The 15686-nt window shown below is 72.2% G+C and carries 13 protein-coding genes; 7 read left to right on the top strand and 6 right to left on the bottom strand.

Annotated features, from left to right (window positions below; translation table 11 throughout):
- Positions 1-47 precede the first annotated feature (47 nt).
- From ACZ45E_RS01330 to ACZ45E_RS01310, 5 genes are all read right to left on the bottom strand, one after another.
- A complete protein-coding gene (locus ACZ45E_RS01330; RefSeq protein ID WP_468215989.1) occupies positions 48-1079 on the bottom strand; it encodes a hypothetical protein in 1032 nt (343 codons plus the stop codon).
- A gap of 248 nt (positions 1080-1327) precedes the next feature.
- Complete coding sequence (locus ACZ45E_RS01325; RefSeq protein ID WP_468215045.1) at positions 1328-1825, bottom strand: response regulator; 498 nt, start codon at positions 1823-1825, stop codon at positions 1328-1330.
- A 63-nt stretch (positions 1826-1888) separates the two neighbouring features.
- Positions 1889-2047: a hypothetical protein gene (locus tag ACZ45E_RS01320; RefSeq protein ID WP_468215043.1), complete on the bottom strand. Its 159-nt coding sequence runs from the start codon at positions 2045-2047 to the stop codon at positions 1889-1891.
- A gap of 217 nt (positions 2048-2264) precedes the next feature.
- Complete coding sequence (locus tag ACZ45E_RS01315) at positions 2265-2666, bottom strand: VOC family protein (protein ID WP_468215040.1); 402 nt, start codon at positions 2664-2666, stop codon at positions 2265-2267.
- A gap of 87 nt (positions 2667-2753) precedes the next feature.
- The gene (locus ACZ45E_RS01310) at positions 2754-3692 is read right to left on the bottom strand and encodes a cation diffusion facilitator family transporter (RefSeq protein ID WP_468215038.1); all 939 of its coding nucleotides are present in this window, start codon (positions 3690-3692) and stop codon (positions 2754-2756) included.
- A gap of 399 nt (positions 3693-4091) precedes the next feature.
- On the opposite strand from ACZ45E_RS01310, the gene ACZ45E_RS01305 reads away from it, so the two are divergent.
- The 5 genes from ACZ45E_RS01305 to ACZ45E_RS01285 all read left to right on the top strand — a co-directional run bounded on the left by ACZ45E_RS01305 (position 4092) and on the right by ACZ45E_RS01285 (position 10726).
- A complete protein-coding gene (locus ACZ45E_RS01305; protein WP_468215986.1) occupies positions 4092-4520 on the top strand; it encodes a four-helix bundle copper-binding protein in 429 nt (142 codons plus the stop codon).
- Positions 4521-4685: 165 nt separating this feature from the next.
- Entirely contained in the window at positions 4686-5864 is a 1179-nt protein-coding gene (locus tag ACZ45E_RS01300; RefSeq protein ID WP_468215037.1) for an acyl-CoA dehydrogenase family protein, read from the top strand.
- Positions 5865-5924: 60 nt separating this feature from the next.
- Positions 5925-6875 carry an oxygenase MpaB family protein gene (locus ACZ45E_RS01295; RefSeq protein WP_468215035.1) on the top strand — a complete coding sequence of 317 codons (951 nt, stop codon included), beginning with the start codon at positions 5925-5927 and terminating at the stop codon, positions 6873-6875.
- Positions 6839-9103, top strand: a complete 2265-nt coding sequence (locus ACZ45E_RS01290; RefSeq protein ID WP_468215033.1) for a serine/threonine-protein kinase — start codon at positions 6839-6841, stop codon at positions 9101-9103. Before ACZ45E_RS01295 ends, ACZ45E_RS01290 begins: the two co-directional genes overlap by 37 nt.
- Before the next feature lie 72 nt (positions 9104-9175).
- Complete coding sequence (locus tag ACZ45E_RS01285) at positions 9176-10726, top strand: phytoene desaturase family protein (RefSeq protein WP_468215031.1); 1551 nt, start codon at positions 9176-9178, stop codon at positions 10724-10726.
- Between the two features lie 25 nt (positions 10727-10751).
- On the opposite strand, the gene ACZ45E_RS01280 is transcribed toward ACZ45E_RS01285, so the two are convergent.
- A complete protein-coding gene (locus ACZ45E_RS01280) occupies positions 10752-12530 on the bottom strand; it encodes a serine hydrolase domain-containing protein (RefSeq protein ID WP_468215029.1) in 1779 nt (592 codons plus the stop codon).
- Positions 12531-12698: 168 nt separating this feature from the next.
- Between ACZ45E_RS01280 and ACZ45E_RS01275 the strand changes: the two genes are divergently transcribed.
- Together ACZ45E_RS01275 and ACZ45E_RS01270 are read left to right on the top strand one after the other, a co-directional pair.
- Entirely contained in the window at positions 12699-13799 is a 1101-nt protein-coding gene (locus ACZ45E_RS01275) for an NAD(P)H-dependent flavin oxidoreductase (protein ID WP_468215027.1), read from the top strand.
- 259 nt (positions 13800-14058) lie between these two features.
- A complete protein-coding gene (locus ACZ45E_RS01270; protein WP_468215025.1) occupies positions 14059-15615 on the top strand; it encodes an acyl-CoA synthetase in 1557 nt (518 codons plus the stop codon).
- Positions 15616-15686 lie beyond the last annotated feature (71 nt).

Below are 15686 nucleotides of genomic sequence, written 5' to 3'. Positions count from 1 at the left end.
ACTGTCTCGCCAGTGCGGGGCCGGTCGCGTCACGGGGGAGCGGCGGGTCAGACGCCGACCGTCTCCTCCAGCTCCTCCTCCACGTCCTCGTCGTGCTCGGCCGAGGACGGGACCGGGGCCGTGTCCCTGGCCGGACCGTCGTCCTCGGCCGGGCCCGCGCCGGTCGCGAGGGCCCGCCGCTGCCGGCGTTCGGCCGTCGCCGCGACCGCGAGGACGACCGCGCCCACCGCGAGCCACGCCACCAGCGTCCACACGTAACGGCCCAGGTCGTAGTGGTCGAAGTAGAGGAGGCTGCGGGCTCCCTCGACGAAACCGGCGCCGTTCCAGAAGGCGTGCAGGCTGCCGAAGAACCCGTTCTGCAGCTCGGGGCGGAAGATACCGCCCGAGCTTGTGAAGTTGAGCATTACGAAGAGCACCATCACGGCGAGCGTCGTCCACCGCTTCAGGAACGTGTGCAGACCGACGCCGATCAGCAGGATCCCCGCGGAGTACACCCACGCCATGCCCCACAGACCCCACAGGCCGGCGTGCGCGAGGTGGAAGACCGGGCCCGCGAACGCCGCGCCGATCAGACTGACCACGCCGGAGACGCCGGCCACGAGCAGCGCCCGCGTCCGCATCCGCAGCGCGCCGCCCGCGCCGCCGAGGACGGCCACCGAGGCGTACGAGCCGATGCTCAACGCGACGAGCAGGAAGAACAGGCCCTGGCCCGTGGGGTCGTCGGACACCGGCGGCGCCACATCCGTCACCTTGAGCGGTTCCCCCTGCTGCGCGGCGACCGGTGTGAAGATCTTCTGCACGACGGAGACCGTGGTGTCGGAGCCCGCCGAGGCCACGATCAGCTCGGGCGCCTTGCCGTCGAGCACGTACGCGCCGTCGATGTCCCGCGTCTTCAGCTGGTGGATCGCCGTGCCGCGGGTGTCGAGCGTCCGCACGTCCAGGGCGTCGCCCGCCTTGTCCTTCACGGTCTGGGCGAAGACCTTCGCCTCGGCGCCCGACCCGACGACCGCCACCGGCAGATGGTGCGGCTCGGGCGCGGCGAAGGCCCCGAGGTAGGCGAGGCCCATGCCCACGCACATCAGCAGCGGGGTGAGCAGATGGGTCAGGACGTGGCGCAGCGCCGGATTGTGCGCGCCGTTCGCCGCACCGCGTACCACGCCGCGTACGGCACCGGCCCCTTCGGAGCGGTGGGCTCTGTGGTCGGCGGGCATGGGCAGGACCTCCATGGGTTGGCTTATACAACTCTTAACCAAGTTGTACTGTACAACCACATGGGCGGGGTGCGGCGCCGAGCGGGTGTGAGCCCGGACACGGGGGAGGGGGAGCGTCAGGCCGGACGCGGCAGTGAGTGGTCCTCGAAGGCGGACGGCGCGGGGAGGGTAGGGTCCGCGTCGTCGCTCTCGTACGTTCGCAGGCGCTCGCGCAGTGCACGCATGCGCATGCTCGTCTCGTACAGAAAGCGGACCTTCGTCCGCATCACCCATGGTTCGACGGGCTTGACGACATAGTCCGCGACGCCGAGTTCGAAGGCCCGGACGGCGAGCGCGGGGTCCTGCCCCGCGCCGGTGATCATCATGATCGGTATGTCCTGGGTCTGCTCCAGGCGCGCCATGTAGTGGGCCACTTCGAAGCCGCTGACGTCGGGCATCAGCACATCGAGGAGGACCACCGCTATGCCGCCGCGCAGCACCGCCTTGAGGGCGTCGTCCCCGGTGCTCGCCCGGTCCACCGGGTAGCCGAGCGGGGCGAGGGCGCTCTCCATCGCGAAGAGGGTGTCCTCGCGGTCGTCGACGACCAGGATCCTGGGCCGTGCAGCGGTGGGCATCGCCGTGTGCCTCCCCTCGTCGGCACCACAGCATATGCCCGGACGTCGGTGGCGGACGAGGCTCTAATCCTCCCCGCGCACCAGATTCCAGTCAGGATCCCGCTCGGCGTCGGGCTCGCCGAGCTCGCGTCCGTCGGGGCGAGCCGGGCGGCAGGTGCGGACACGGCCTCTGACCTCGTGCTTGGTCTCCGCGGGGTGCGGGGCACGCAGACTGGCGTTCATGATCGGACCTCTTTTCGGACAGATGCGGGCTGATGCGGCTCGTGGACAGCCATCCGGTCGGCCCGCGGGTTCCACGAGCGGTCGCGGATGCGCAGAAAACACCAAGTGGCGGCTGTCGCCGCCAGGTTGGAGCCACTGCCTCCCCGGCACCGGGCCGCCGGCCGTACGACGTCGAGTACCCCGCACGGTCCTCGTGAGTCCTCGTGACGCGCCCCGGTCAGCTCGCCTTCGGCTTCACGAACTCCTCCGTGCTGCGCAGCGAGAACGGATGTCCGGCCGGATCGGCGTACAGCCGGGACTCGGTACGGCCTTTGCCGCGCGTCTCCAGCGGCCTGGCGCCGAGGCCGACGATCTGCCGCTCCACCTCGTCCAGGTGGTCCGCCGCCACCAGCAGGTCCAGATGCGCCTGCTGGGAGTCGTCGGGACGGGGCCAGCTCGCGGGCACCGCGTTGAGATCACGGCGGAACGCCAGCCGGGTGCCGCCGGCCCCGACGAGCTCGATCAGGCCGCCACCGTCCGGCGGCTGAACCTCCCCGTCGAGGAGTACCCGGTAGAACTCGCAGAGCTCCTCCGGTTCCGCACAGTCGAGAACCAGCACCGCCGCGTTCACGTGGCTCATCGGACCTCCCTCGCCGGCCCCGGTGGCCGGATCACCTGGGTCCGCGAGTACCCGGGTCCGCACCCGCGAACCACCCGGCCGGACCCGTCACTCGCGCACGCGGACCGGCACCTCCACCACGTCCAGGAAGATCTGGTCGGCCTCGGGCCAGGCTTTCTGGATGGCCTTCTTGATGCGCTCGCTGACCAGCTCCAGGGCCTCGCTGTCGATGCCGGGGGTGAGGTCGACGCGGGCCGCGACGAGCGTCGAGTCCATGCCGAGACGCATGGTGTACAGCGCCGCCACGTAGTCGATCTCCGTCTGGGAGTCCAGGAGTTCGAGGATCTCGTCGCGCAGCTCCGGATCGACGGCCTCGCCGATCAGCTGTTCGCGGGCGGCCTTGCCGAGGCGGTACGCGACGAAGACGAGGAGCGCGCCGATCGCCAGGGAGGCCGAGGCCTCCCACACTATGTCGCCGGTCACCATGTGCAGCACCATGCCGCCCGCTGCGAGCAGCACACCGAGCACCGCCGTGCTGTCCTCGGCGAGGACCGTGCGCAGCGCCGGATCGGAGCCGATGCCCTTGCCGGGCTGGGCGCGGACCTGGAGGACGGCGCGGACCAGGGAGGCGCCCTCCGCCAGCAGCGCGACCCCGAGGACCACCAGGCCGACGACGTATCCCGTCTGCGTCTCCTTGGTGGCGGGGCCCGTCAGCGCCTCGAAGCCCTGGAAGAACGAGAAGCAGCCGCCCATCACGAAGATGCCGACCGCGGCGAGCAGCGACCAGAAGAACCGTTCCTTGCCGTATCCGAAGGGGTGCTGCCGGTCCGCGGGGCGGCGGCTGCGGTGCAGCGCCGCGAGGAGGAACACCTCGTTGAGGCTGTCGGCCACCGAGTGTGCCGCCTCCGACAGCAGCGCGGGTGATCCGGCGATGAGGCCGCCGATCGCCTTCGCCACGGCGATGAGCAGATTCGCGGAAAGGGCCACCAAGACCGTCAGACGGGTCTTGCGGTCCTCTCGCGTACCGGACTTCTCGGGTTTGGCCACGTAGCAACTCGCAATGTGTGAAGGGCAATCACGGAAAGGATGAGAAGGACGCGCGACGACGCCGAAGCCGCTGGAAGGCGGTCGCGGGCGCGCGCTGACCAAGGATTCTGAGTAACCGGCCCGGCGGCGCCGTAAACCCCGCGGCCGGGCGCCCGGCACGGAGCCGGACCGGGGCCCGGGGGCGCGCGCATGCGCCGGATGCGCCGGAAGTGAACCCGTGCGCCGCCTGCCGGCGCGGAATCGAGCGGCCTCGCGCTGTCGCGCCGGTTTGGCCGTCGGCGATGCGGCTACCCGAGCCGCAAGCAGACCGTTCCGTGGAAAGGAGCCGGGCCGGTGACCCCCCTGGCGAAGCACCCTCATCTCCGCGCCGAGACCACCGAGGCCGCCGCGCCCGCCCTGATGACCGAGCCGCCGAAGGATGCTCTCGTCCGTTTCCTCGAGGCACGCTTCGCCTGCGCCCAGGCCTGCACCGAGTGCGCCCGCGCCGGTGCCGTGCGCGTCAGCGCCCTGGAGCCCGGCCCCGCCGCCCCGCCGCTGCACGGCCCCGTGCGCCGCACACCGGCCGTCGACGCCGAGCGGGACGGTATGCGGCACGGCCTGCGGCGCTCGCTGCTGCTCTGCGTGGAGGTCTGCGACGCGACCTGCCGACTGCTGTCGGAGGACGGCCTCCAGGACGAGTACGGGCTGCGGCTCCAGGTCGAGTGGTGCCGCGCCGTCGCCCTGGAGTGCGCGCGCGCCTGTGACGGTGTTCCGGAGGCCGCGGACTGCGCCGAGCAGTGCCGCGCCTGCGCACGGGCCTGTACGGATTTCCTCGCGATCCTCGACTGACGCCCGCGTCACGGCCGGTGGTCCAGGTCCGGTGGCCCACGCCGGTACGGCCGAGCCGTCACCGTCGCCATCACCTCCTGGGCATTCCCTATTTCTGGAACGAGTTCTACTGTGTGCGCCGTCAAGCCCGCGCCGACGCCGCCCAGTTGACCGCCAGGAGGGGCCGTGCACCTCGCATACACACCTGAGCACCAGCAGTTGCGCACCGAGCTGCGCGCCTACTTCGCCGAGCTCGTGCCCGACCACGCGTACGCCCGCTACGAGGAACCGGCCGCACAGAAGCGCTTCTACCGCGAGACCGTCCGCCGCCTGGGCACCGACGGCTGGCTCGGCGTCGGCTGGCCGAAGGAGTACGGCGGCCGCGGCCTGACCCCGATGGAACAGTTCATCTTCTTCGACGAGGCCGCCCAGGCGGGCGTCCCCCTACCGCTGATGGCGCTCAACACGGTCGGCCCCACGATCATGCGGTTCGGCACGGACGAACAGAAGGAGTTCTTCCTGCCGAAGATCCTCTCCGGCGAGCTCGACTTCGCGATCGGCTACAGCGAACCCGACGCGGGCACCGACCTCGCGGCCCTGAAGACCCGCGCCGTCCGGGACGGCGACGACTACGTCGTGAACGGGCAGAAGATCTGGACGACCAACGGCGACACCGCCGACTGGGTCTGGCTCGCCGTCCGCACCGACCCGGACGCCCCGCCCCACAAGGGCATCACGATGCTGCTCGTGCCGACCACGGACCCCGGCTACTCCTGCACCGTCATCAACACCCTCGCCTCGCACGACACCACGGCGAGCTACTACGAGAACATCCGCGTCCCCGTCTCGCGCCGCGTCGGCGAGGAGAACAAGGGGTGGCGCCTGATCACCAACCAGCTCAACCATGAACGCGTCACTCTCGCCGCGCACGGCACCATGGCGATCCGCGCCCTGCACGACGTGCAGCGCTGGGCCATGGAGACCAAGCTCACCGACGGCCGCCGCGTCATCGACCTCGACTGGGTCAGGAAGCGGCTCGCCCGCACCCACACCAGGCTCGACGCGATGAAGCTCCTCAACTGGCAGATGATCGACGCCGTCCAGGAAGGCACGCTGCTGCCGCAGGACGCCTCCGCCGTGAAGGTCTACGGCTCCGAGGCCCGCCGCGACGCGTACGCGTGGCTGATGGAGATCGTCGCCGCGGCGGGCGCGTTGAAGGAGGGCAGCGCCGGGGCCGTGCTCCACGGCGAACTGGAGCGCGGCTACCGCTCCGCCGTCATCTTCACCTTCGGCGGCGGCAACAACGAGATCCAGCGCGAGATCATCTCCTGGATCGGGCTCGGGATGCCGCGGGTACGCCGTTAGCAGCTCCCTGACGGCTGCGTAAGCTGGTGAGGTCGGCCGGAGCGAGGGCGGGAGGCGCACATGGCGCGGGAGGATGTCGCGGACCCGGGGCTCTTCGGGCCCGACTCGGTGACCTGGCAGATGCACGCCGATCCCATGATGTGGGTGGCCGGCATACGAGCCCTGTACCTCCAGGCGCTCCACCCGCGCGCGGTCCGCGGCGTCATGCAGAACTCCGACTTCCGGCGCGACGCGTGGGGCCGGCTGATGCGCACCGCGAGCTTCGTCGGGACGACGACGTACGGCACCGTGGAGGCGGCCGAGAAGGCGGGCGCCCGGGTCCGCGGGATCCACCGCCGTCTGACGGCCACCGACCCGGACACGGGCGAGCGGTACGGAGTCGACGAGCCCGGCCTGTTGCTGTGGGTGCACTGCGCCGAGATCGGCTCCTACCTGCACGTCGCGCGCCGGTCGGGCTTCCGCCTCACCGACGCGCTGGCCGACCGGTACATCGCCGAGCACCGCACCAGCGCCCGCCTCGTCGGACTCGACCCGGCCGAAGTCCCGGGCAGTCAGGCCGAGTTGGCGGGGTACTTCGAGTCGGTGCGGCCCGAGCTGGCCGCGGGAGCCGAAGCCCGACTCGTCGACGACTTCCTCCAACGGCCGCCCACCCATCCCCTGTTGGTCCCGGCGCGCGCGGCACTGTGGCGGCGCGTGGCCGATCTGGCGTACGCCTCGCTGCCGCCGTACGCCCGCGACCTGTACGGCCGGAGCGCTCCGGCCCCGGCCGTCGTCACCCGCCGCCTGCGGGTCACGGGCACCGCGCTGCGCTGCGTCCCCGCCCGTGTGCGCTGGCAACTGCCCCCGAAACACGTCCTGCGCGCCATGGCACGACTCGGTCCCGACGCCCGCCCCGCACCGTACAAACTCGGCAGCCGGGTAGCCATACTGGGCCAGGGGAGGGCGCGGCGAGGCGACGGGGGCGACGGGGGAACATGTCGGAGTCGGGGGAGACCCGGAACAACGGACTGATCCACGGCCGGTACCGACTGCTCGAACAGATCGGCCGCGGAGGCATGGGCGAGGTGTGGCGCGCCCGCGACGAATCGCTCGGGCGGCACGTCGCCGTGAAGTGCCTCAAGCCGCTCGGACCGCAGCGCGACCAGTCGTTCACCCGGGTGCTGCGCGAGCGCTTCCGCCGGGAGGCGCGGGTCGCGGCGGCGCTCCAGCACCGCGGCATCACCGTCGTGCACGACTTCGGCGAGCACGAAGGCGTCCTCTACCTGGTGATGGAGCTCCTGGAGGGCAGGAACCTCAGCGAGCTCCTGGAGGACAACCGGCGCCATCCGCTGCCCGTGGACGACATCATCGACATGGCCGAGCAGATCGCCGCCGCCCTCGCTTACACCCACGAACAGGGCATCGTGCACCGCGATCTGAAGCCCGCCAACATCGTGCGGCTGGCCGACGGCACGGCGAAGATCTGCGACTTCGGCATCGCCCGGCTCGGCCACGACATCGGTTTCACCGCCCGGCTCACCGGCACCGGCATCGCCATGGGCACCCCGCACTACATGTCGCCCGAGCAGATCGGCGGCACCGACGTCGACCAGCGCAGCGACCTCTACTCGCTCGGCTGCGTGCTGTACGAGATCGCCACGGGCGCACCGCCCTTCGACCTCGACGACGCCTGGGCCGTGCTCGTCGGACACCGGGACACCCTGCCCGAGCCGCCGCGCAGCCACCGCCCCGAACTGCCCGCGTACGTCGAGCGGATCATCCTCGACCTGCTCGCCAAGGACCCGGAGCAGCGGCCGCGCGACGCGGCCGAGCTGGGGCGCCGCATCGCCGCCGGACGCTCCGCCCGCGGGGCGTACGTACCCACGGTGCGGGCCCAGCGGATCGTGCCCCGCACCGGTACCCAGGTCGTCGCCGAACAGCCCCTCTCGCGCGAGCCGCGCCTGCCGTCCTGGACGCACGGCATGACCACGGGGCACAAGGCCGCCGGCGGGCCGGGGCTGCGCCTGACCCCGCCCGCCGCCGGAGCCGGGCTGTCCGGCGAGTGGGTCCCGCGGCCCACCGAAGCGCGGCCGACACCAGCCGAGAGGACCGAACGGACGTGGCCCGCACCGGAGTTGCCGGCCACGCTCGGCTCCCGGCACGAGGCGGGCCTCAGCCTCGGCCGGCTGGGGCGCTGGGCCGAGGCGGGCGAGGTGCACCGCGCGGTCGTGGCCGAACGGGAGCACACGCTCGGCCCCGACCACCCCGACACACTGGCCAGCCGCTACGAGGTCGCGTTATCGCTGAGCCGCACCGGGCGCGCCGCCGACGCGCTGCGAGAGTACCGGCGTGTCGTCGAGGGGCGTGCACGCGCGCTCGGCGCCGACCACCCCGAAACACTCGGAGCGCGCCAGGAAGTGGCGTACGTCCTGGGCAAGTTGGGCCGTCACCTCGAAGCGCACCAGGTCTACACCGCGGTCCTCGCCGACCGTGAGCGCGCCATGGGACCCGAGCACCCCGACACCCTGCGCTGCCGCCACAACCTCGCCTTCAACCTGAGCCGCCTCGGCCGCCTTGAGGACTCCCACCGCATGGCGAGCGAGGTCGCCGACGCGCGTGCCCGCGTCCTCGGCCCCGACCACCCCGACACGCTCGTCACCCAATGCGAAGTCGGCTACACGCTGGGCCAGTTGGGGCGCTGGAGCGAGGCGCTGCGCACCTACCGTGAAGTGGCCGGGGCGAGGACACAGGCGCTGGGGCCCGACCACCCGGACACCCTCGCCGCACGTTACGAGGTGGGCATCAGCCTGGGCCGGCTCGGCCGCAGCGCCGAAGCGCTCACGCTCTACCGCGACCTGATCGACGACCGCGCCCGGGTCAGCGGCCCCACCGACCCCGAGACGCTCCGCGCCCGGCACGGCCTCGGCGTCAACCTCGGCCGCATGGGCCGCTGGGAGGAGGCCCTCGCCGAGGCCCGCGACGTGTGCGCGATCCGGGGGCGGGTCCTGGGCGCCGACCACCTCGACACCCTCATCAGCCGCCGCGAGGTCGCGGTCGGCCTCGGCTGGCTGGGGCGATGGGAGGACGCGCTGGGCGAGTACCGCGCGGTGGCCGCCGCCCGGCAGCGCGTGCTCGGCGAGACCCACCCCTCCACACTGGCCAGCCACAACGACGAGGCGCACTGCCTGGAGCAGTTGGGGCGCGGGGCGGAGGCGGTGCGGCTGTACCGGCACGTGGCCGCGGTGCGGCGGCGGGGCTGAGGCGGCGGACCCGCTCGGGCCGGATCCCGGTGCGGGGGGTGCCACCAGGTGCCGGAGGTGCTACGAAGGGGCATGCCCGTGAAGGATCAGTACGACGTCGTCATCGTCGGCGGTGGCCACAACGGTCTCGTCGCCGCCGCCTACCTCGCCCGCGCCGGCCGCACCGTCGCCGTGCTCGAACGCCTCGGGACGACCGGCGGCGCCGCCGTCTCCAGCCGGCCGTTCCCCGGCGTGGACGCGCGCCTGTCCCGGTACTCGTACCTGGTCAGCCTCCTCCCCCGGAAGATCGTGGCCGAGCTGGGGCTCGACTTCACCGTGCGGCGGCGGACCGTGTCCTCGTACACGCCGACCGTCCGGGCCGGCCGCCCGACGGGGCTGCTGGTCGGCGGCGGGGCCGCCCGCACCCGCGAGGCGTTCGCCCGGCTGACGGGGAGCGAGCGCGAGTACGAGGCGTGGAGCCGGTTCTACGCGACCACGCGGCACGCCGCCGAACGCGTCTTCCCCACACTCACCGAACCGCTGCCGACCCGAGCCGCGCTGCGGGAGCGCGTCGGGGACGACGCGGCCTGGCGGCTGCTCTTCGAGGAGCCCATCGGCGTCGCCGTCGAGGAGTGCTTCGCGGACGATCTGGTGCGCGGTGTCGTCCTCACCGACGCGCTGATCGGCACGTTCGCCGACGCCCACGACCCCTCGCTCGCCCAGAACCGCTGCTTCCTCTACCACGTGATCGGCAACGGCACGGGCGACTGGGACGTACCCGTCGGAGGCATGGGCGCGCTCACCGACGCCCTCGCGGCGGCGGCCCGCGCGGCCGGCGCCGACCTCGTCACCGGGCACGAGGCGACCCGGATCGAGACCGACGGGGAGCGCGCGGAGGTGACGTACAGGACCGAGGACGGCGACGGCACCGTCGCCGCCCGGAACGTCCTCGTCAACGCTTCCCCGCAGGAGCTCGCCCGGCTCCTCGGCGAGCCCGGGCCCGCTCCCGCCGAGGGCGCCCAGTTCAAGGTCAACATGCTGCTCGACCGGTTGCCGCGGCTGAAGGACACGTCCGTCGATCCGCGCGAGGCGTTCGCCGGGACGTTCCATGTCGCCGAGGGGTACGGGCAGTTGGCGGCCGCGTACGCCGAGGCCGCCGCCGGCTCCCTGCCGAGCGCGCCACCCTCCGAGCTCTACTGCCACTCCCTGACCGACCCGACGATCCTCGCCCCGGACCTCGCGGCACGCGGCTGCCAGACCCTCACCCTCTTCGGACTGCACACACCCGCGCGCCTGTTCACCGCGGACAACGACACCGCCCGCGCCGACCTCCTGGCGGCCACCCTGGCGCAACTCGACGCCCATCTCGCCGAGCCGCTCGCGGACTGCCTCGCCGAGGACGCCGACGGCCGCCCCTGCGTCGAGGCGAGGACCCCGCTCGACCTGGAGCGCGATCTGGGGCTGCCGGGCGGCAACATCTTCCACCGCCCCCTCGCCTTCCCCTACGCCGAGGACGGCGCCGGCCGCTGGGGCGTGGAGACCGCGCACGCCAACGTGTCGCTCTGCGGCGCCGGAGCGGTGCGCGGCGGCGGGGTCAGCGGCATCCCCGGGCACAACGCGGCGATGGCGGTGCTCGGCCGCTGACCCCGCCCCCGGACGGGACAGGCTCTCAGTCCCGGGACGCCGTCCAGCCCACCGCCTCGATGCGGGACGAGTCGGCCGGGCGGGCCTCGTCGAAGACGACCCGGTGGCCGTCGGTGACCCGTACGCCGTCCACGTAGACCCCGCGGCCCACGTACAACTGGTCCGTCGTGTACCGCCAACGTACGCGGGTGAGGGCCGTCCCGAAGCCGCCGAGGTCCGCGGTGAGGCGGTGCCAGACGCGGCCGGCGTAGCCGTCCACCGCGCCCGTCGGGTGCTCCTCGGTCCGGTCCGTGGTGAAGGGGAGCGCCTTCCAGGTCGAACCGCCGTCCGTCGAGACCTCCAGGAAGAGGAGGTCGGAGTGGGGTTCGGTGTCCCACCACAGGGCGCACGTCAGCCGGGCGCCGGGCGAGGCGAGACGCAGGTCCGGCAGGGTCAGGGTGGCCGTGGCGGCGCTCGTCGTGCCGGAGAACCAGGCGGTGCGGCCGTGCGCGGGGCGCACCGCGACGGCGCGCGCCATGTTGTTCCCCGCGGCGACCCGGGGAGCGGAGCCGGATCGCCAACTGCGTACCGGGTGCACGGAGTTGCCGAGCACGATGAGGAAGGAGTCGGTCGTCGGGTCGAGGACGATCGAGGTGCCGGTGAATCCGGTGTGGCCCGCTGTGCGCGGTGTCGCCATCGCGCCCATGTACCAGTGCTGGTAGAGCTCGAAGCCCAGGCCGTGCTCGTCGCCGGGGAAGGCCGTGTTGAAGTCGGTGAACATCAGCTCCACCGACTTCTCGGAGAGGATGCGGGCGGCGCCGTACACCCCGCCGTTGAGCAGCGTCCGGCCGAGGACCGCCAGGTCCCAGGCGCAGGAGAAGACCCCGGCGTGGCCGGCGACGCCACCGAGGCCGAACGCGTTCTCGTCGTGCACCTCGCCCCAGACGAGGCCGCGGTCGAGCCCCGACCACGGCGCGCGGGCGTCCTCCGTCGCCGCGATCCGGGGCTTCCAGCCGACCGGCGGGTTGTAGCGGGTGCGCGTCATGCCGAGCGGCCCCGTGATCCGCTCGCGCAGCAGCACGTCGAGGCTCTTGCCGGTGAGTTGCTCCAGGACCAGCTGGAGCGAGATGAGGTTGAGGTCCGAGTAGAGGTAGGTGGTGCCGGGCGGGTTGAGGAGTGCCTCGTTCCAGATGAGCCGGATCTGCCCCTCGCGCGTCGTCTCCTTGTAGAGCGGGATCCAGGACCGGAAACCCGAGGTGTGGGTCAGTAGTTGCCGGATGGTCACGTCCTGCTTGCCCGCGCCCGCGAAGTCGGGGAGGTAGGAGGCGACGGTCGCCTCCAGCTCCAGCGCGCCGTGCTCGATCTCCTGGACGGCGAGGATCGACGTGAAGAGCTTCGACACGGAGGCCAGGTCGAAGACGGTGTCCTCGGCCATGTCGATCTGCTGGTCCGCGGGGAACTCGACCCCGGTGTCGGTCTTCTCGTCGTAGTGCGAGTAGCGCACCGCCTTGCCGATGGGCTGGTGCAGCGCCACCGTTGCGCCGCGGCCCGCGAGCAGGACGGCCCCCGCGTACCACGGGTGGGCTGGCGAGGGGCCGAGGAACTTCTCGGCGTCCGCGACCAGTTGCCGCAAGTGACCGGCGAGCAGGCCCGCGCGTTCGGGAGAGCCGTGGCGCAGGGTGGGGCGTCGCTCTTTCTGTTTCCCGGCGGCCGCGGCGGGGCCCGCGGGGAAGGGGGTGAGGGCACCGCCCAGGGCAAGGCCCGCGGCGCCCAGTTGGCGTCGGGTGAGGCCGCCCCGTGATCTGTCCTGGTCCCCAGAGCTCATGAACAGGCCTCCTGAAACTATCTTTCGGGATCTCGATGGACGGGTGAAACTTTCATGTCAGCGCTGCCTCGTGTCAACCACCCCGCGCCCGTCCGCACCCGGTGAAGAATCTGACGCTGCATCAGAAAACCTCTTCCGTCGTCGGGCTCGCTGCGGCATCCTGCGCGCATGCAGACGGAGCTGAGCAAGAAACTGGGGATCGAGCACGCCGTCTTCGGATTCACACCGTTCCCCGCGGTGGCCGCCGCCATCAGCAGGGCCGGCGGCTTCGGCGTGCTCGGCGCGGTCCGCTACACGGCACCCGAGGACCTCACCCGCGACCTGGACTGGCTGCACGCGCACGCCGACGGACGCCCGTACGGCCTCGACGTCGTCATGCCCGCCAAGAAGGTCGAGGGCGTCAGCGAGGCGGACGTGGAGGCGATGATCCCGGAAGGTCACCGGCAGTTCGTCCGGGACACCCTCGCCAAGCACGGCGTGCCCGAACTCGACCCGGGCGAGGCGTCCGGCTGGCGCATCACCGGCTGGATGGAACAGGTCGCCCGCGGCCAGCTCGACGTCGCCTTCGACTACCCGATCAAACTCCTCGCCAACGCGCTCGGCTCGCCCCCGGCGGACGTCATCGCCCGCGCCCACGAGCACGACGTCCTCGTCGCCGCGCTCGCGGGCAGCGCCCGGCACGCCCGCAAGCACGCGGAGGCGGGCATCGACGTCGTCGTCGCCCAGGGCTACGAGGCGGGCGGCCACACCGGTGAGATCGCCTCGATGGTGCTGACCCCCGAGGCCGTCGAGGCCGTCGCTCCGCTGCCGGTGCTGGCCGCCGGCGGCATCGGCAGCGGGCAGCAGGCCGCGGCCGCGTTCGCGCTCGGCGCGCAGGGCGTCTGGCTCGGCTCGGTGTGGCTGACGACCACGGAGGCCGACATGAGCTCGCCCGCCCTCACCCAGAAGCTCCTCGCGGCCGGGTCCGGCGACACGGTGCGCTCGCGCGCCCTGACCGGCAAACCCGCCCGTCAGCTGCGTACGGAGTGGACGGACGCCTGGGACGACCCGGCCGGACCCGGCACCCTGCCGATGCCATTGCAGGGCCTGCTCGTCGCCGAAGCGGTCTCCCGCATCCAGAAGTACGAGGTGGACCCGCTGCTCGGGACCCCCGTCGGGCAGATCGTCGGCCGGATGAACGAGGAGCGCAGCGTGCAGGCCGTCTTCGACGAGCTGACCCGGGGTTTCGAGAAGGCGATCGACCGGGTCAACCGGATCGCGGGCCGGTGACCTTGTCGGTGCCGGGTCGCTGTCTCGCCGTGGGCGAGTGGCGCCGTCGGCGGGTGCGGGTGCGTCGTGGCTGGTCGCGCAGTTCCCCGCGCCCCTGAGGGGCGCACTGCGTGCGCCCTCATGGAGCTGCGGCGCAGCCGCATGCTCCAGGGGCGCGGGGAACTGCGCGACCAGCCCCCACCGGACCCGCACCCGGCAATCCGAGAACCCGGCAGACGAGAGGCCGCCCCCGAACCCCCCGCAGAAAGGAACGCCCCCCATGCCCGACCCGACCCCCCCGAACGGCTTCTGGGCGCAGGCCACCGCCGACCCCGGCCGCACCGTCCTGCACGCCCCGGACGGCGAGGAGTGGAGCGCGGGCCGCCTCCACGCGGCGGCCAACAAGCTGGTGCACGGCCTGCGCGCGGCCGGGATGGAGCGCGGCGACGTCTTCGCCGTCGTACTCCCCAACAGCGTCGAGTTCTTCACCGCCTACCTCGCCGCCTCGCAGGCCGGGTTCTACCTCGTACCGGTCAACCACCACCTCGTCGGCCCGGAGATCGCCTGGATCGTCGCCGACTCCGGCGCGAAGGTGCTGATCGCGCACGAGCGCTTCGCCGAACAGGCCAGGTCCGCCGCCGACGAGGCGAAACTCCCCGAGACCCACCGGTACGCCGTCGGGCAGGTCGACACCTTCCGTCCCTACGCCGAACTCCTCGACGGGCAACGGGAATCGGTCCCGGACGACCGGACGCTCGGCTGGGTCATGAACTACACGTCCGGCACGACGGGCCGCCCGCGCGGCATCCGGCGTCCCTTGCAGGACAAGCTCCCCGAGGAGGCCTACCTCGGCGGATTCCTCGGCATCTTCGGCATCAAGCCGTTCGACGGCAACGTCCACCTGGTCTGCTCACCGCTCTACCACACGGCGGTGCTCCAGTTCGCGGGCGCCGCACTGAACATCGGGCACCCGGTCGTCCTCATGGACAAATGGACCCCGGAGGGCATGCTGCGCGCCATCGACACCCACCGGTGCACGCACACACACATGGTGCCGACACAGTTCCACCGGCTCCTCGCGCTCCCGCAGGAGGTGAAGGACCGCTACGACGTGACCTCCATGCGGCACGCCATCCACGGCGCCGCGCCCTGCCCCGACCACGTGAAGCGCGCGATGATCGACTGGTGGGGGCGGTGCGTCGAGGAGTATTACGCGGCGAGCGAGGGCGGCGGCTCGTTCGCCACGGCCGAGGACTGGCTCAAGAAGCCGGGAACGGTCGGAAAAGCCTGGCCCATCAGTGAGTTGGCCATCTTCGACGACGACGGGAACCGGCTGCCCGCCGGGGAACTCGGCACCGTCTACCTGCAGATGAGGACCGGTGGCTTCGCGTACCACAAGGACGAGGACAAGACGAGGAAGAACCGGATCGGTGACTTCTTCACCGTCGGTGACCTCGGGATCCTCGACGAGGACGGCTACCTCTTCCTCCGCGACCGCAAGATCGACATGATCATCTCGGGAGGCGTCAACATCTACCCCGCCGAGATCGAGGCGGCGCTCCTGACCCACCCGGCCGTCGCCGACGCGGCCGCGTTCGGGATCCCGCACGACGACTGGGGCGAGGAGGTCAAAGCCGTGGTGGAGGTCGTCGAGGGACGCGCGGCCGACGACGCCCTCGCCACCGAGATCCTGGCTCACTGCGAGACGCGGCTCGCCGGCTACAAGCGGCCCAAGAGCGTCGACTTCATCGAGACGATGCCCCGGGACCCCAACGGGAAGCTGTACAAGCGACGGCTGCGGGATCCGTACTGGGAGGGGCGTACGCGGGTGGTGTGACGTATGGCGTCCGCCGGGGGAGAGGTGGCGGATGGTGAGGGAGGCGGAGGGCGAGGGAGGCGGGTGGTGAG

The sequence above is a fragment of the Streptomyces sp. NPDC030991 genome (assembly GCF_055571235.1).
This window is presented reverse-complemented; position numbering and strand designations above follow the sequence as displayed.

What these genes read in the sequence shown, in the direction of transcription:
- ACZ45E_RS01295 (WP_468215035.1), top strand. Translation starts at nt 5,925, where the DNA reads ATGGCGCGGGAGGATGTCGCGGACCCGGGGCTCTTCGGGCCCGACTCG.
- ACZ45E_RS01305 (WP_468215986.1), top strand. Translation starts at nt 4,092, where the DNA reads ATGACCGAGCCGCCGAAGGATGCTCTCGTCCGTTTCCTCGAGGCACGC.
- ACZ45E_RS01315 (WP_468215040.1), bottom strand. Translation starts at nt 2,666, where the DNA reads ATGAGCCACGTGAACGCGGCGGTGCTGGTTCTCGACTGTGCGGAACCG.
- ACZ45E_RS01280 (WP_468215029.1), bottom strand. Translation starts at nt 12,530, where the DNA reads ATGAGCTCTGGGGACCAGGACAGATCACGGGGCGGCCTCACCCGACGC.
- ACZ45E_RS01285 (WP_468215031.1), top strand. Translation starts at nt 9,176, where the DNA reads ATGCCCGTGAAGGATCAGTACGACGTCGTCATCGTCGGCGGTGGCCAC.
- ACZ45E_RS01320 (WP_468215043.1), bottom strand. Translation starts at nt 2,047, where the DNA reads ATGAACGCCAGTCTGCGTGCCCCGCACCCCGCGGAGACCAAGCACGAG.
- ACZ45E_RS01270 (WP_468215025.1), top strand. Translation starts at nt 14,059, where the DNA reads ATGCCCGACCCGACCCCCCCGAACGGCTTCTGGGCGCAGGCCACCGCC.
- ACZ45E_RS01325 (WP_468215045.1), bottom strand. Translation starts at nt 1,825, where the DNA reads ATGCCCACCGCTGCACGGCCCAGGATCCTGGTCGTCGACGACCGCGAG.
- ACZ45E_RS01290 (WP_468215033.1), top strand. Translation starts at nt 6,839, where the DNA reads ATGTCGGAGTCGGGGGAGACCCGGAACAACGGACTGATCCACGGCCGG.
- ACZ45E_RS01330 (WP_468215989.1), bottom strand. Translation starts at nt 1,079, where the DNA reads ATGTGCGTGGGCATGGGCCTCGCCTACCTCGGGGCCTTCGCCGCGCCC.
- ACZ45E_RS01275 (WP_468215027.1), top strand. Translation starts at nt 12,699, where the DNA reads ATGCAGACGGAGCTGAGCAAGAAACTGGGGATCGAGCACGCCGTCTTC.